This window comes from Variovorax sp. FW305-3-2-15-B-LB1, assembly GCF_058787635.1.
The window spans coordinates 17776-31655 of the sequence record NZ_JBYSZY010000032.1 but is presented as its reverse complement, the minus strand read 5'-3'; the positions used below and the strand labels follow the sequence as shown (position 1 = coordinate 31655).

Genomic DNA, 13880 nt, shown 5'->3' with positions numbered 1-13880 from the left:
GCGCGTCAGGTTTTGGTGGAGGTGACGAAGGCCGGCAGCGGCGGGCTGCCTTCGGAGAGCGTCAGCACCTCGTAGCCGGTCTCGGTGACGAGCACCGTGTGCTCCCACTGGGCCGACAGCGAATGGTCACGCGTGACGATGGTCCAGCCGTCGTACTGGCCGCCCTTGAAGTCTTCCTTCACATCGCGCTTGCCGGCGTTGATCATCGGCTCGATGGTGAAGATCATGCCGGGCTTGAGCTCTTCCATGGTGCCCGGGCGGCCGTAGTGCAGCACCTGGGGCTCTTCGTGGAAGCGCTGGCCCACGCCGTGGCCGCAGAACTCGCGCACGATCGAGAAACCCTGGCCCTCGGCGAACTTCTGGATCGCATGGCCCACATCGCCCAGGTGGGCGCCGGGGCGCACCTGCAGGATGCCGTGCCACATGGCTTCGAAGGTGACGTTGCACAGGCGCTTGGCGGCAATGGAGGCGTCGCCGATCACGAACATGCGGCTGTTGTCGCCGAACCAGCCGTCCTTGATGACGGTGACGTCGACATTCATGATGTCGCCCTTCTTCAAGGGCTTGTCATTGGGGATGCCGTGGCACACCACGTGGTTCACCGAGGTGCACAGCGACTTCGGGAACGGCACGCTGCTGGCGCCCATGTAGCCCACCGTGGCCGAGGTGGTTCCCTGCTTGACCATGTATTCGGCGGCCAGCCGGTCCACGTCGTTGGTCGTGATGCCGGGCTTGATGAAGGGCGTGAGGTAGTCCAGCACCTCGGACCCGAGGCGGCAGGCGACCCGCATGGCTTCGATGCCTGCGGCGTCTTTGTAGGTAATGCTCATGCCCCGAATTATCCCATTCGGCAAGCTAAAATTCCGGGTTAACGCGGATGACCCCAGTCAGCGGCCATCCGCCTCGATTCCTTGATTTCCAACGCGCCCCCCGAGGCCCCATCGACCGTGACGCAGCCCGCACCCCAAGCCCTTCCTGTCGTAACCATGTTCGAGGGCGGCAGCGCACTCAGCGACTTCCGTGCGCGGCAGCTGCTGCCGAAGCTGCAGGCCATCGAGCCACGCATTGAGGGCATTTCGGCCCGTTTCGTGCACCTGGTGGTCACCGATGCGTCGCTGGGCGACGCCGACCGCGAGCGTTTTGCCGCGCTGCTGACCTACGGCGAGCCCTTCGAGGCCCCGGCGGCCAAGGCGAGCGCCTCGGTGGTCGTCACGCCCCGCCTGGGCACCGTGTCGCCCTGGGCCTCCAAGGCCACCGACATCGCCCACAACTGCGGCCTGGCGCTGCGCCGCGTGGAGCGCGTCACCCAATACCACCTGAAGCTCAAGGCGCCGCTGATCGGCAAGGCCCCCGTGCTCGAGGGCGACGCCCTGGCCGCCGCGGCCAGCCCGCTGCATGACCGCATGACCGAATCGGTGCTGGCCACCGTCGAGCAGGCGGCCAGCCTGTTCAGCGAGCTGCCGGCCCAGCCGATGGCGCAGGTCGACGTGCAAACCGGTGGACGTGCCGCGCTGGTGGCCGCCAACACCGGCTTCGGCCTGGCGCTGGCCGAGGACGAAATCGACTACCTGGTGGACGCCTTCACCCGCCTGGGTCGCAACCCCAGCGACGTCGAACTCATGATGTTCGCGCAGGCCAACAGCGAGCACTGCCGCCACAAGATCTTCAACGCCAACTTCACCATCGACGGCGTGGCCCAGCCGCAGAGCCTGTTCTCGATGATCCGCCACACCGAGAAGCAGAACCCGCAGCACACGGTGATTGCCTATGCGGACAACGCCTCGGTGATGGAAGGCGCGACCATCGAGCGCTTCATTCCGGCCCACGGCTCGCAGAGCTATCAAAAAGATAGCGCCCTGAGCCATGTGCTGATGAAGGTCGAGACGCACAACCACCCCACGGCCATTTCCCCGTTCCCCGGCGCCTCGACCGGCGCGGGCGGCGAAATCCGCGACGAAGGTGCCACCGGCCGCGGCTCCAAGCCCAAGGCCGGCCTGACCGGCTTCACCGTCTCCAAGCTCTGGCCGGAAGAGGGCCACTACGGCAAGCCCGAGCACATCGCGAGCCCGCTGCAGATCATGACCGAGGGCCCGCTGGGCGGCGCCGCATTCAACAACGAATTCGGACGTCCCAACCTGCTGGGCTACTTCCGCGAATACGAGCAGGCGGTGACGAGCGACCTCGACACCGTGCAGCGCGGCTACCACAAGCCCATCATGATCGCGGGCGGCCTGGGCAGCATCGACGCCACCCAGACCAAGAAGATCCTGTTCCCGGCCGGCTCGCTGCTGATCCAGCTCGGCGGCCCCGGCATGCGCATCGGCATGGGCGGCAGCGCCGCCAGCTCGATGGCCACCGGCGCCAACGCGGCCGAGCTCGACTTCGACTCGGTGCAGCGCGGCAACCCCGAGATCGAACGCCGTGCGCAGGAGGTCATCAACCATTGCTGGCAGCAGGGCGCGGCCAACCCGATCCTCGCGATCCACGACGTGGGCGCGGGCGGCCTGAGCAACGCCTTCCCCGAGCTGACCAACGACGCCGGCCGCGGCGCGCGTTTCGACCTGCGCGCCGTGCCGCTCGAAGAGTCGGGCATGGCGCCCAAGGAAATCTGGTGCAACGAAAGCCAGGAGCGCTACGTGCTGGCCATCGCACCGGAGTCGCTCGAGCAGTTCAAGGCCTTCTGCGAGCGCGAGCGCTGCCCGTTCTCGGTGGTCGGCGTGGCGACCGAAGAGCGCCAGCTGCTGGTGGCCGACGAAGGCGCGGCAGTCCAGCCGGTCGACATGCCCATGGACGTGCTGCTGGGCAAGCCGCCCAAGATGCACCGCGACGTGAAGACCGTCGCCCGCAGCTTCAAGCCGCTTGACCTCACGGGCGTCGACCTGCAGAAGGCCGCCATCGACGTGCTCGCGCACCCGACCGTGGCTTCGAAGCGCTTCCTCATCACCATCGGCGACCGCAGCGTGGGCGGCCTGACGCACCGCGACCAGATGGTCGGCCCGTGGCAGGTGCCCGTGGCCGATTGCGCCGTGACGCTGGCCGATTACAAGGGCTTCGCCGGCGAAGCCATGAGCATGGGCGAGCGCACGCCGCTGGCCGCGCTCGACGCGCCGGCCTCGGGCCGCATGGCCGTGGCCGAGGCCATCACCAACCTGCTGGCCGCGCCGATCGAGCTCTCGCGCGTCAAGCTGTCCGCCAACTGGATGGCCGCCTGCGGCGAGCCCGGCGAAGACGCCGCGCTGTACGAGACCGTGAAGGCCGTGGGCATGGAGCTGTGCCCGGCGCTGGGCGTGTCGATTCCGGTCGGTAAGGATTCGCTGTCGATGCGCACGCAGTGGAAAGACAACGGCGAAGCCAAGAAGGTCACGTCGCCGGTCAGCCTGATCGTCACCGCCTTCGCGTCGCTGGCCGACGTGCGCGGCACGCTCACGCCGCAGCTCGACGCCACCGAAGACGACACCACGCTCGTGCTCATCGACCTCGGCCGTGGCCAGCACCGCATGGCCGGCAGCATTCTGTCGCAGACGCTCGGCCAGAGCGGCGACACCGTGCCCGACCTCGACGACCCGGCGCAGCTGGTCGCGCTGGTCAACGCCGTGAACGCGCTGCGCGCCGACGGCAAGATCCTCGCGATGCACGACCGCAGCGACGGCGGCCTGTTCGCCACCGCCTCCGAAATGGCCTTTGCGGGCCACGTCGGCGTGGCACTGAATGTCGACATGCTCGTCACCGAAGGCGACGGCATTTCCGACAGCCGCATGGAAACCGGCGACGCCAAGAACTGGGCGCACCAGGTCAGCGCGCGCCGCGAAGAGCTCACGCTCAAAGCGCTGTTCAACGAAGAGCTGGGCATGGTGCTGCAGGTGCGCACGGCCGAGCGCAACGACGTCATGCAGGTGCTGCGCGCCCATGGCCTGAGCACGCACAGCCACTTCGTCGGCAAGACGCGCCCGGCCAGCTCCACCATGGACGCCGGCAAGGGCAAGCTCGAAGTCTGGCGCGATGCCAAGTCGGTGTTCAGCGCCTCGCTGCACGATCTGCATCAGGTGTGGGATTCGGTCAGCTGGAGGATCGCCCGCGAGCGCGACAACCCTGCCTGCGCCGATGCCGAGCACGCCGCGGCCGGTGTGCCGAATGACCCGGGCATGCATGTGTTCCTGCCGAACACGCCGGTGGCACCGGCCATCCTGCAGTCGCGCCCCAAGGTCGCGATCCTGCGCGAGCAGGGCGTCAACTCGCACGTCGAGATGGCCTATGCCTTCACCGAAGCGGGCTTCGAGGCCTTCGACGTCCACATGACCGACCTGCAGACGGGCAGGGCGGACCTGGCCGCGTTCAAGGGCGTGGTCGCCTGCGGCGGCTTCAGCTACGGCGACACGCTGGGCGCGGGCATCGGCTGGGCGCGCAGCATCACCTTCAACCCGAAGCTGGCCGAGCAGTTCAAGACCTTCTTCGGTCGCACCGACACCTTCGGCCTGGGCGTGTGCAACGGCTGCCAGATGTTTGCCGAATTGGCCGACATCATTCCGGGCGCCGAGGCCTGGCCGCGCTTCACCACCAACCAGAGCGAACGTTTCGAGGCGCGTCTGTCGATGGTCGAGGTGCTCGAGTCGCCCAGCATCTTCTTCGCGGGCATGGCCGGCAGCCGCCTGCCGATCGCGGTGGCGCACGGCGAGGGCTACGCCAACTTCAAGCACCGCGGCGACGCCGCCAAGGCCATCGGCGCGATGCGCTTCGTGGACAACCACGGCCAGCCGACCGAGCAGTACCCGTTCAACCCGAACGGCAGCGCCGGTGGCCTGACTTCGGTGACCACGCCGGACGGCCGCTTCACCGCCGTGATGCCGCACCCGGAGCGCGTGTTCCGCAACATCCAGACGAGCTGGACCTCGGGCGACAAGAGCGAGCTGAGCCCGTGGATGCAGATCTGGCGCAACGCGCGCAAGTGGGTGGGTTGATCGGGCGACGTCGGGCCGCGCAGGCGACCTGACGACGGCCAACGAAAAATACCCTCCAGGCTTGGGTCTGGAGGGCATTTTTCATGGGGGTGCGCCTGAAGCGCTGTCGATCAACGCTGGCTGTTCAGCATCGACGCCTTGAACGACAGCACATGCGTCTTCGCCGCTTCGGCCGCTGCATCGGCGTCATGCCGCTGCAGCGTGGCGACGATGGTGCGGTGCTCTTCGATCACCTCGGCGAGGTGCCCCTCGGCGGCCAGTGAGATCGCCCAGAAGCGTTGCGAGCGCGCGTGCAACACGCTCAGGATGTCCTGCAGCATCGCGTTGCGCGCCGCCGCCGCGATCTTTTCGTGGAAGAGGCGGTCCAGGTTCATCACCGACATCGCATCGCGCCGCTGCGCAGCCGCTTCGAACTGCTCGGCGATGGCCTGCAGCTCGGCCAGCTCGGCCTCGGTGATGGCCGCTGCGGCCAGGCGCATGCACAGCACCTCGTTCACCAGCCGGACCTCGATCAGCTCCAGCGCGTCGTTGATCGACAGCGGCGAAGCCATCGCGCCCTTGCGCGGAATGATGCGGACCAGGCCCTCGGCCGACAGGCGGTGCAGCGCCTGGTTCACCGGCGTGCGGCCCACGCCCAGCCGCTCCATCACCTGGGCGGTGTTGAGGTATTCCCCGGGCTTGTAGGCCAGGGTCACCAGGGCTTCCTTCAGGCGCAGGTAAGCGGTTTCGTTGAGGGAGATGGCTGCTTCGGGCCGCCGGACGGGGGCTTTGCGGGCGGGCGTGGCTGCGTTCATCGGGGCGGGAGGGTCATGGTGGAGTTCCCCGATGGTACCTGCGGGAAATCCCTTTGAAGTTTTTGTGGACTCACTGTAATATCGTTGTGAAATTTCACTGAAACTTCAATCGAGCTGCCACCCATGAAACTGTCTTTCGAACTTCCCGAGGGAAGTGCCCCGTCAACGCTGAGCTTCGAGGCCCGGCACCTCGTGATCGCTGGCTGGACCGGGCGCGACACCGCCGCCATCGAGCACCACATCGAGGAACTCGCCGAGCTCGGCGTGCCCGCGCCCAGCACCGTGCCGCTGTTCTACCGGGTGGCCACCCAGCAGCTGAGCCAGGCCGATGTGGTGCAGGTGGTGGGGGCCGACACCTCGGGCGAAGTCGAGCCGCTGCTGTTCCTGCACGGGGGCGAGTTCTTCGTCTCGATCGGCTCGGACCACACCGACCGCGCGCTGGAAGCGCACAGCGTGGCGCTGTCCAAGCAGATCTGCGTGAAGCCCGTGGCGCGCAGCGCCTGGCGGCTGGCCGATGTGCAGGAGCGCTGGGACACGCTGGTGCTGCGCTCGTGGATCGAGGAGGGCGGTGAATGGCGCCTCTACCAGGAAGGCACGCTGGCCGCGCTGCGCCCGCCGGCCGATCTGCTGGCGCGCTGCGCCGCGGCCGACGGCGAACCGGCCGACGGCTTCGCGATGACCTGCGGCACGGTCGGCGCCATCGGCGGCATCCGCCCGGCCGCGCGCTTTCGCATGGAACTGGTCGACGAACACACCGGCCGCCGCATCGCGCACGAGTACCGCGCGGTCTCGCTGCCGATCGTCGCCTGACGCACGAGGACCGCACATGTCCGCCGCGATCTCCCTCGAAGCCGCCCGCGCCGAACTGGCCACAGGCCGCACCACCTCCACCGCGCTGACCGCCTCGGCGCTGCAACGCATCGCCGACCCTGCCGGCGAAGGCGCGCGCACCTTCACGCGCGTGCTGGCGGACCGCGCCCAGCACCTGGCGCGCGCCTCCGACAGCCTGCGCCAAGCCGGCGTCGTGCGCTCGCCGCTCGAAGGCCTGTCGGTCTCGGTCAAGGACCTGTTCGACGTGGCCGGTGAAACGACGACTGCCGGCTCCGTCGTGCTGCGCGACGCGCCACCCGCCGCGCACGACGCCGAGGCCGTGCGGCGCCTGCTGGCGGCCGGCGCAGTGCTGGTCGGCAAGACGAACATGACCGAGTTCGCGTACTCCGGCCTCGGCCTCAACCCGCACTACGGGACGCCGGCCAATCCGTGGCAGCGCGGCGAGCGGCGCATTCCCGGTGGCTCGTCCTCGGGCGCGGCCGTGGCGGTGGCCGATGGCATGTGCGTCGCAAGCGTCGGCAGCGACACGGGCGGCTCGGCGCGCATTCCGGCGGCGCTGTGCGGCATCACGGGTTTCAAGCCGACGGCGCGCCGCATGCCCGGCACCGGGCTCGTGCCGCTGTCGCACAGCCTCGATGCGGTCGGGGTGATGGCGCTCGACGTGGCCGGTTGCGTGGCGATGGAGGCGGTGCTGTCCGGCGTGTCAGAGGCGCCCCGAACGCAGCACCTGCGCCAGGCCCGTTTCGCGGTGCCGACCACGCTGGTGCAAGACGGCATGGACGCGCACGTCGCGGCAACCTTCCAACGCGCGCTGCAGCGCCTCTCGACCGCCGGCGCGCAGCTGGTCGAACTGGTGGTGCCCGAGTTCGGCGAGCTCGCGGCCATCAATGCCGCAGGCGGCTTCAGCGCCGCCGAGTCATGGGCGTGGCACGCCGAACTGATCGAGCGCAGCGGCAGCGGCTACGACCCGCGCGTGCTCAGCCGCATCCTGCGCGGCAAGGACTTCACGGCGCGCGCCTACCTCGCGCTGCAGGCACAGCGGGCCGACTGGCAACTTCGCGTGGCCGCGCGCCTGGGCGAATTCGATGGCTGGCTCATGCCGACCGTGCCGCTGGTGGCGCCGCGCATCGAGGCCCTCGAAGCCGACGAGGCGCAGTACGTCGCCGTCAATGCCGCGATGCTGCGCAACCCCTCCATCGTCAACTTCATGGACGGCTGCGCCATCTCCTTGCCCTGCCACGCGGCCGGCGAAGCGCCCGTGGGCCTGAGCCTTGCTGGCCTGCCGATGCGCGACGCCGCGCTGCTCGCGTGGGCCGCCGACATCGAACGCACCCTGCGCGCCACCGCCGATTGACCCATCTGCCACCCCTCAAGAAACTCCGGAGAACCTCATGATCCAGCGCTTCCGTTTCCCGCTCGCCTCGCTCGCCTGCCTTGCCGCCGGCCTGGCGTGCATCGTGCCCGTCGCCCATGCGCAGGACGCCTATCCGTCCAAGCCGATCCGCATGGTCGTGCCGTTCCCACCGGGCGGCAGCATCGACATGACGGCGCGCCTGGTCGGCCAGAAGCTCTCGACGGCGCTGGGCCAACCCGTGCTGGTGGACAACCGTCCCGGCGCCAGCGGCAACATCGGCATGGACTACGTCGCCAAGGCCCCGAAGGACGGCTACACCTTGCTGATGGTGCACACCGGCCTGGCCTCCAACGGGCACATGTTCGCGAAGCTGCCCTATGACCCGATCAAGGACCTGGCGCCCGTGATCCGCGTGGCCGACCAGCCCAACGTGCTCATCATGAATCCCAAGTGGACGTTCAAGAACGTCGGCGAGCTGGTGGCCTATGCCAAGGCCAACCCCGGCAAGCTCAGCGTCGGCACTTCGGGCGTGGGCGGCCCGCAGGACGTGGCCGCGCGCCGCTTCATGCAGATGACCGGCACCGACTTGCTCAACGTGGCGTACAAGGGCGGGGCGCCCGCGCTGTCCGACCTGGTCGGCGGCCAGATCGACATGATGTTCGAGACCTCGCCGACCGCCGTGCCCTATGCCAAGAGCGGCAAGCTGAAGGCGCTGGCGGTCACGGGCGACAAGCGCGTTTCCACCTTGCCCGACGTGCCGACGGTGGCCGAGTCCGGCGTGCCGGGCTATCGCTTCATGGGCTGGGTCGGCCTGGTGGCACCGGCCGGAACGCCCGCGCCGGTCATCGCCAAGCTCAATGAGCAGGTGCAGGCACTGCTCAAGAACGCCGACACGCAAAAGCAGTTCACCGACCTCAGCCTGGAAGTCATCGGCGGCTCGACGGCGGACTTCACGAGTTTCGTGCGCAAGGAGTCGAACGACTACGCCCGGTTCGTCAAAGACTTCAATATCACGCCGCAATGAAAAAAGCCCCGCGACTGCGGGGCTTTTTACTGGGCGATGGCTTGAGGCTTACTCGACCTTGGCCTTCGCGCGCAGGTCTTCCTGGTACTTCTGCAGGCGCTGCTGTTGCAGCTGCTGCGTGATCTGCGGCTTCACTTCTTCCAGCTTCGGCAGTTGGGCCTGGCGGATGTCGTCGACGCGGATGATGTGGTAACCGAACTGGGTCTTGACCGGGGCAGGGGTGGTCTCGCCCTTCTTGAGCTTGATCATCGCTTCCGAGAACTCGGGCACGAAGCTGGCGGGATTGGCCCAGTCGAGGTCGCCACCGTTGGCGCCCGAACCCGGGTCCTTGCTCTGCTTCTTGGCGATGTCTTCGAACTTGGCGCCCTTCTTCAGGTCGGCCATGATCTTCTTGGCCTGGTCTTCGGTTTCGACCAGGATGTGGCGGGCCTTGAATTCCTTGCCGCCGTTGGCTGCCACGAACTTGTCGTACTCGGCCTTCACGTCGGCGTCGGACACCGCGTTGGTCTTGCGGTAGTTCTCGAACAGCGCGCGGATCAGGATGGCCTGGCGGGCGAGTTCGAGCTGGTTCTTATAGTCCTCGGTGGCGTCCAGGCCTTGCTTCTGCGCTTCCTGCATGAACACTTCGCGCGCCACGATTTCCTCGCGCAGCTGGCTTTGCATCTCGGGCGTCACCGGGCGGCCGGCGGCAGCCAGCTGCTGGGCCAGTACGTCCATGCGGGCCTTGGGCACCGGCTTGCCGTTGACGATGGCTGCGTTCTGCGCCAGGGCCGACAGGGGGAGTGCACCGATCAGCGCTGCGGCCGCAACGGCCTGCAAGATGTGTTTTTTCATGAAATGAATATCAGGCTGGAGAGGAAATGCGCGTGTAGGAAAAGGCGCGGGAAAGAAAGCAGGAATCAGGAGAAAAGAAGGAGAGGGTGGGCGGCCGCGGCGAACGCGGCAAGCAACCGATTGGACGACTCAGAGCACCTCGATGGCGATGGCGTGCAGACCCTGTGCGATAAAAACTTGGAGGGCATCATACACAAGCCGATGCCGCGCCACGCGGGGCTTTCCATCGAACAGCGGGGAGGCGATGCGCACCCGGAAATGCGTGCCGTAGCCCTCGGCGTTGGCACCCGCATGGCCCGCGTGGGCGGCGCTTTCGTCGATCACTTCGAGCTGCGTGGGCGAAAGCGAGGCGCGCAGCGCCGCCTCGAGCGCGGCCACGGTGGGCAGGGGGATGGAGGTGGTCGTCATGCGGTCGGCTTGTCTTCCTTGAGGTGCGGCGCGATGTACAGGCCCTGCGCCACCAGGAAGACGATCGGGAACACATAGCCCCAGAGCTTGAAGTTGACCCAGGCCTCGGTCGTGAAGTAGGCCGCCACGTAGCCGTTGATGAGCGCCATGAAGAGGCAGTAGCCGATCCACGCCACGTTGAGCCGGCCCCAGATGCGCTCGGGCAGCTCGAGCTGTGCGCCCAGCAGCATCTTCAGGAAGTTCTTCTTCAGCGCCCACAGCGCCACCGCCAGTGCGACGGCCATGGCGCCGTACAGCACCGTCGGCTTCCACTTGATGAAGCGGTCGTCGTGCAGCACCAGCGTGAGCGTGCCGAACAGCAGGATCAGCACCAGCGTGGCCTTCTGCATCGCCTGCAGCTTGCGTTCCATGGCGTAGATGACGGCCATCTGCACCACGGTGGCGGCCATCAGCACGCCGGTGGCGGTGTAGATGTCGGCGAACTTGTAGGCGCCGAAGAACAGCAGGATCGGAAAGAAGTCGAGGAGCAGTTTCATTTCTTCTTCTGGAAGTCGAGCGAGGCCGAGTTCATGCAATAGCGCAGGCCGGTTTCGGTGGGGCCGTCGGGGAACACGTGGCCCAGGTGGGCGCCGCAATTGGCGCAGACGTTCTCGGTGCGCACCATGCCGTGCGAGCGGTCGACGATGTTGCGGATGGCGCCGGGCACCGCTTCTTCGGAGAAGCTGGGCCAGCCGCAGCCGGCGTCGAACTTGGTGGCCGCCTCGAAGAGCTTGGCGCCGCAGCAGATGCAGTGGTAGGTGCCGTCGTCCCAGTGGGCTTCGTACTTGCCGGTGAAGGGGCGTTCGGTGGCCGCGTGGCGCGTCACCTCGAAGGCGGCGGGTTCGGCGCCCTTCTCAGCGAGCAGGGCTTTCCATTCGGCGTCGGTTTTCTGTACGGGCGTGGTCATGAGGAGCAGCTGATTTCGATCGTGGAGGCCCAGTCGGGCGGGAAGCCGGCGTAGTCGTCGGCACCGGGGTGTTCTTCACATGGGGTTTGGAGCAGCGTCAGCAAGGTTGCCACACCCGCGTGGTCCTTTTGCTGACTGGCTTCGATGGCCTGCTGGCCCAGGTGGTTCCGCAGCACGAACTTGGGGTTCGATTTGAGCATCAAATCGGCCGCATCCGACCGCGAGGTCTGCGAGTGGCGCTCCGAAAAAGAGAGCATCCAGGTATCGAAGCCGGCCCGGTCGAGGAACAGGTCGCGCACCGGCTCGACGTTGCCGTCGGCCATGTGGTTCGACAGGCGGCGCCAGAAGATGGTGTGGTCGACCTTCTCGGCCGCCATCAGCTTGAGCACGCCCTCGATCAGCGCGCGGTCGCCCTCGGCGGGCGCCGACAGGCCCAGCTTGGCGCGCATGCGGTCTTCGAAGGCGTTGGGGAACACGGTCTTGTACGACTCCAGCGCGGCCACGGCGATTTCCTGGTCGCCGATCAGCGGCAGCAGCGCCTGCGCCAGGCAGAACAGGTTCCAGTAGGCGACGTTGGGCTGCTGGTTGAAGGCGTAGCGGCCCTGGGTGTCGCTGTGGTTGCAGATATGGCGCGGGTCGAAGCCGTCGAGGAACTGGAACGGGCCGTAGTCGATGGTGAGCCCGAGGATGCTCATGTTGTCGGTGTTCATCACCCCGTGGCAGAAGCCCACGGCCTGCCACTGGGCGAGCAGGGCGGCGGTGCGCTCGCTCACGGCCTCGAGGAAGGCGGCGTAGGCGTTGCCGTTGAAGCGCGCGGTGGCGCGGCACTCGGGGTAGTAGCGGTCGATGACGTAGTCGGCCAGTGCGCGCAGCTCGTCTTCGCGCTGGTTGGCGGCGAAGTGCTCGAAGTGGCCAAAGCGGATGAAGCTGGGTGCCACGCGGGTGACCACGGCAGCGCTTTCCAGCTCTTCGCGGCGCACGCGGGCGTCCGAGCCGGTCACGCACAGCGCGCGCGTGGTCGGAATGCCCAGGCCATGCATGGCTTCGCTGCACAGGAACTCGCGGATGCTCGAACGCAGCACGGCGCGGCCGTCGCCGCCGCGCGAGTAGGGCGTGCGGCCCGCTCCCTTGAGCTGCACCTCGAGCCCGCCCTCGGTCTCGCCGAGCAGGATCGCGCGCCCGTCGCCCAGTTGCCCGGCCCAGACGCCGAACTGGTGGCCGCTGTAGACCGTGGCGAAAGGCCGCGTGCCCGCGACCGGCAGGCTGCCGGTGAGGGCGGCAAGCGTCGTGTCCGACTCGCGCCAGCCGGGCGGCAGGCCCAGTTCGCGCGCCACGGCGTCGCTGTGGCCGACCCAGTACGGGTCGGGCAGCGGCGTGGGGCGCAATTCGGTGAAAAAAGCGGGGCCCAGCGTCGAGAAGCCGGGCTTCCAGCGCAGGCCCAGGTCGGCGACCGGGGTGTCTTCGGCTAACAAGCTCATGCCCGGATTGTCCGGCAGCGCGCGAAACCCCAGGCCGTTGAGGCCATCGGGCGCGTGGGGTGGATGCCGTCGGTCAGTTCAGCAGCGCGCCGCGCAGCGCCCCGGCGCCGTCGAGCGCGAGGCTGGCGCGGTACTGGGCCGGCGGCAGGCCGAACCAGCGCTTGCAGGCGCGAAAGAAGTTGCTGACGTCGACGAAGCCCAGCCGGTCGGCCACGTCCGCGAGCGTGTGGCGCTGTTCGGCCAGGTACTGCTTGGCGAGTTCGCGGCGGGTGCGGTCGAGCAGCGCCTGGAACGACACCGACTCCTCCTGCAGGCGGCGCTGCAGCGTGCGGTCGGCCAGCCCCAGGCCCGAGGCCACGTCCTGGCGGCGCGGCTCGCCGTGCTGCAGCCGGCGCGCGATCTCGGCGCACACCAGGCTGGCGGTGGTGGTCTGTCCCAGCAGGTTCAGCTGGTCGTCGAGCAGGTGCTCCTGCATCTCCCCCAGCGCCGGGTGGTGGGTGGGCAGCGGCATGGTCATGTCGGCCGACGACAGCAGCACGCGGTTGGCGGGCGCGTTGAAGCGGATCTCGCAGCCGAAGGCCTCGCGGTGCAGCCGGTCGTTGGCCGGCGGCGGGTAGACGAACTCCATGGCCAGCGGCTGCAGCTCGCGCCGCGTGAGCCACTGGCACTGCATGAGCACGGTCAGCAGGGCGTACTCGACGCGCTGGCGCGGAATCGGCAGGCTGCCGCCGGTGTGCTCCATGACCATCCAGCAGCCGCGCGCGTCGGACTGCAGCGAGAACGCGGTGGCGTCGGAGATCACGGCCATGTAGCGCGTGAGCCGCGTGAGCGCCGCGCCCAGGGTGGGGCTGCAGGCCATGGCGTGGCCCACGGTGCCCAGCTTGCTGTGCGTGGCGGCCAGGTCGCGGTCCAGACCCAGCGTGGGCCGCCCGGCGTGCGCCACGGCCACCTGCCACAGCACGGAGATCTCGTCGACCGGGATGCGCGCGTTCTGGCGGTGCAGCGAGTCGGGGTCGAAGCCGGCATCGCGCAGCAGCGTGGGCACGTTCAGCCCCTCGGCCTCGAACATCGACAGCACCCCCTCCAGCCATGCGGCCGAGCTGGTGCGCAGCTCGGGCTGCGGACAGCCGGGGCGGCGCGACGGCCGGCGCGAATGGCGCGGCAGGGGGGCTTCTGAAGTCATTCGATTGGCTCGCTTGCGATAGCGGTGAAAACAGGGCCGGTTCCTAGAATTTTTCCAGTGCACGGCGGCCCGG

12 protein-coding genes are annotated in these 13880 nt (G+C 68.2%); 4 read left to right on the top strand and 8 right to left on the bottom strand.

The window, feature by feature from the left end; all coding sequences use genetic code 11:
• Positions 1-5: 5 nt before the first annotated feature.
• Complete coding sequence (map, locus tag AC3WQR_RS19600) at positions 6-830, bottom strand: type I methionyl aminopeptidase (RefSeq protein ID WP_062471267.1); 825 nt, start codon at positions 828-830, stop codon at positions 6-8.
• A 156-nt stretch (positions 831-986) separates the two neighbouring features.
• On the opposite strand from map, the gene purL reads away from it, so the two are divergent.
• Positions 987-4955 carry a phosphoribosylformylglycinamidine synthase gene (purL, locus tag AC3WQR_RS19595; RefSeq protein ID WP_492743207.1) on the top strand — a complete coding sequence of 1323 codons (3969 nt, stop codon included), beginning with the start codon at positions 987-989 and terminating at the stop codon, positions 4953-4955.
• A gap of 110 nt (positions 4956-5065) precedes the next feature.
• On the opposite strand, the gene AC3WQR_RS19590 is transcribed toward purL, so the two are convergent.
• Positions 5066-5749 carry a GntR family transcriptional regulator gene (locus tag AC3WQR_RS19590; protein ID WP_095745340.1) on the bottom strand — a complete coding sequence of 228 codons (684 nt, stop codon included), beginning with the start codon at positions 5747-5749 and terminating at the stop codon, positions 5066-5068.
• 123 nt (positions 5750-5872) lie between these two features.
• Here AC3WQR_RS19590 and AC3WQR_RS19585 point away from each other — a divergent pair, with 123 nt between their 5' ends.
• From AC3WQR_RS19585 to AC3WQR_RS19575, 3 genes are read left to right on the top strand one after another with little or no spacing between them, the layout of a single operon-like run.
• Complete coding sequence (locus AC3WQR_RS19585; RefSeq protein WP_492743206.1) at positions 5873-6559, top strand: DUF2848 domain-containing protein; 687 nt, start codon at positions 5873-5875, stop codon at positions 6557-6559.
• 16 nt (positions 6560-6575) lie between these two features.
• Positions 6576-7934, top strand: coding sequence for an amidase (locus AC3WQR_RS19580; protein WP_492743205.1), 1359 nt, complete (start codon positions 6576-6578; stop codon positions 7932-7934).
• Between the two features lie 37 nt (positions 7935-7971).
• A complete protein-coding gene (locus AC3WQR_RS19575) occupies positions 7972-8958 on the top strand; it encodes a Bug family tripartite tricarboxylate transporter substrate binding protein (protein ID WP_492743204.1) in 987 nt (328 codons plus the stop codon).
• Positions 8959-9006: 48 nt separating this feature from the next.
• On the opposite strand, the gene AC3WQR_RS19570 is transcribed toward AC3WQR_RS19575, so the two are convergent.
• From AC3WQR_RS19570 to AC3WQR_RS19545, 6 genes are all read right to left on the bottom strand, one after another.
• A complete protein-coding gene (locus tag AC3WQR_RS19570; RefSeq protein ID WP_062471282.1) occupies positions 9007-9792 on the bottom strand; it encodes a peptidylprolyl isomerase in 786 nt (261 codons plus the stop codon).
• 129 nt (positions 9793-9921) lie between these two features.
• On the bottom strand, positions 9922-10200 hold the full coding sequence (locus tag AC3WQR_RS19565; protein WP_095745336.1) for a BolA family protein: 279 nt from the start codon (positions 10198-10200) through the stop codon (positions 9922-9924).
• A complete protein-coding gene (locus AC3WQR_RS19560) occupies positions 10197-10736 on the bottom strand; it encodes a septation protein A (RefSeq protein ID WP_062471286.1) in 540 nt (179 codons plus the stop codon). The genes AC3WQR_RS19565 and AC3WQR_RS19560 overlap by 4 nt, the downstream gene beginning before the upstream one ends.
• The gene (gene msrB, locus AC3WQR_RS19555; protein WP_070060682.1) at positions 10733-11146 is read right to left on the bottom strand and encodes a peptide-methionine (R)-S-oxide reductase MsrB; all 414 of its coding nucleotides are present in this window, start codon (positions 11144-11146) and stop codon (positions 10733-10735) included. Before msrB ends, AC3WQR_RS19560 begins: the two co-directional genes overlap by 4 nt.
• Positions 11143-12624 (bottom strand): protein adenylyltransferase SelO, encoded by a 1482-nt coding sequence (locus AC3WQR_RS19550; RefSeq protein WP_492743203.1) that lies wholly within the window; start codon positions 12622-12624, stop codon positions 11143-11145. The genes msrB and AC3WQR_RS19550 overlap by 4 nt, the downstream gene beginning before the upstream one ends.
• 73 nt (positions 12625-12697) lie before the next feature.
• A complete protein-coding gene (locus tag AC3WQR_RS19545) occupies positions 12698-13789 on the bottom strand; it encodes an AraC family transcriptional regulator (RefSeq protein WP_139701692.1) in 1092 nt (363 codons plus the stop codon).
• Positions 13790-13880 lie beyond the last annotated feature (91 nt).

Coding starts and splice junctions, on each gene's coding strand:
- map (WP_062471267.1), bottom strand. CDS start 830: ATGAGCATTACCTACAAAGACGCCGCAGGCATCGAAGCCATGCGGGTC.
- purL (WP_492743207.1), top strand. CDS start 987: ATGTTCGAGGGCGGCAGCGCACTCAGCGACTTCCGTGCGCGGCAGCTG.
- AC3WQR_RS19590 (WP_095745340.1), bottom strand. CDS start 5,749: ATGAACGCAGCCACGCCCGCCCGCAAAGCCCCCGTCCGGCGGCCCGAA.
- AC3WQR_RS19585 (WP_492743206.1), top strand. CDS start 5,873: ATGAAACTGTCTTTCGAACTTCCCGAGGGAAGTGCCCCGTCAACGCTG.
- AC3WQR_RS19580 (WP_492743205.1), top strand. CDS start 6,576: ATGTCCGCCGCGATCTCCCTCGAAGCCGCCCGCGCCGAACTGGCCACA.
- AC3WQR_RS19575 (WP_492743204.1), top strand. CDS start 7,972: ATGATCCAGCGCTTCCGTTTCCCGCTCGCCTCGCTCGCCTGCCTTGCC.
- AC3WQR_RS19570 (WP_062471282.1), bottom strand. CDS start 9,792: ATGAAAAAACACATCTTGCAGGCCGTTGCGGCCGCAGCGCTGATCGGT.
- AC3WQR_RS19565 (WP_095745336.1), bottom strand. CDS start 10,200: ATGACGACCACCTCCATCCCCCTGCCCACCGTGGCCGCGCTCGAGGCG.
- AC3WQR_RS19560 (WP_062471286.1), bottom strand. CDS start 10,736: ATGAAACTGCTCCTCGACTTCTTTCCGATCCTGCTGTTCTTCGGCGCC.
- msrB (WP_070060682.1), bottom strand. CDS start 11,146: ATGACCACGCCCGTACAGAAAACCGACGCCGAATGGAAAGCCCTGCTC.
- AC3WQR_RS19550 (WP_492743203.1), bottom strand. CDS start 12,624: ATGAGCTTGTTAGCCGAAGACACCCCGGTCGCCGACCTGGGCCTGCGC.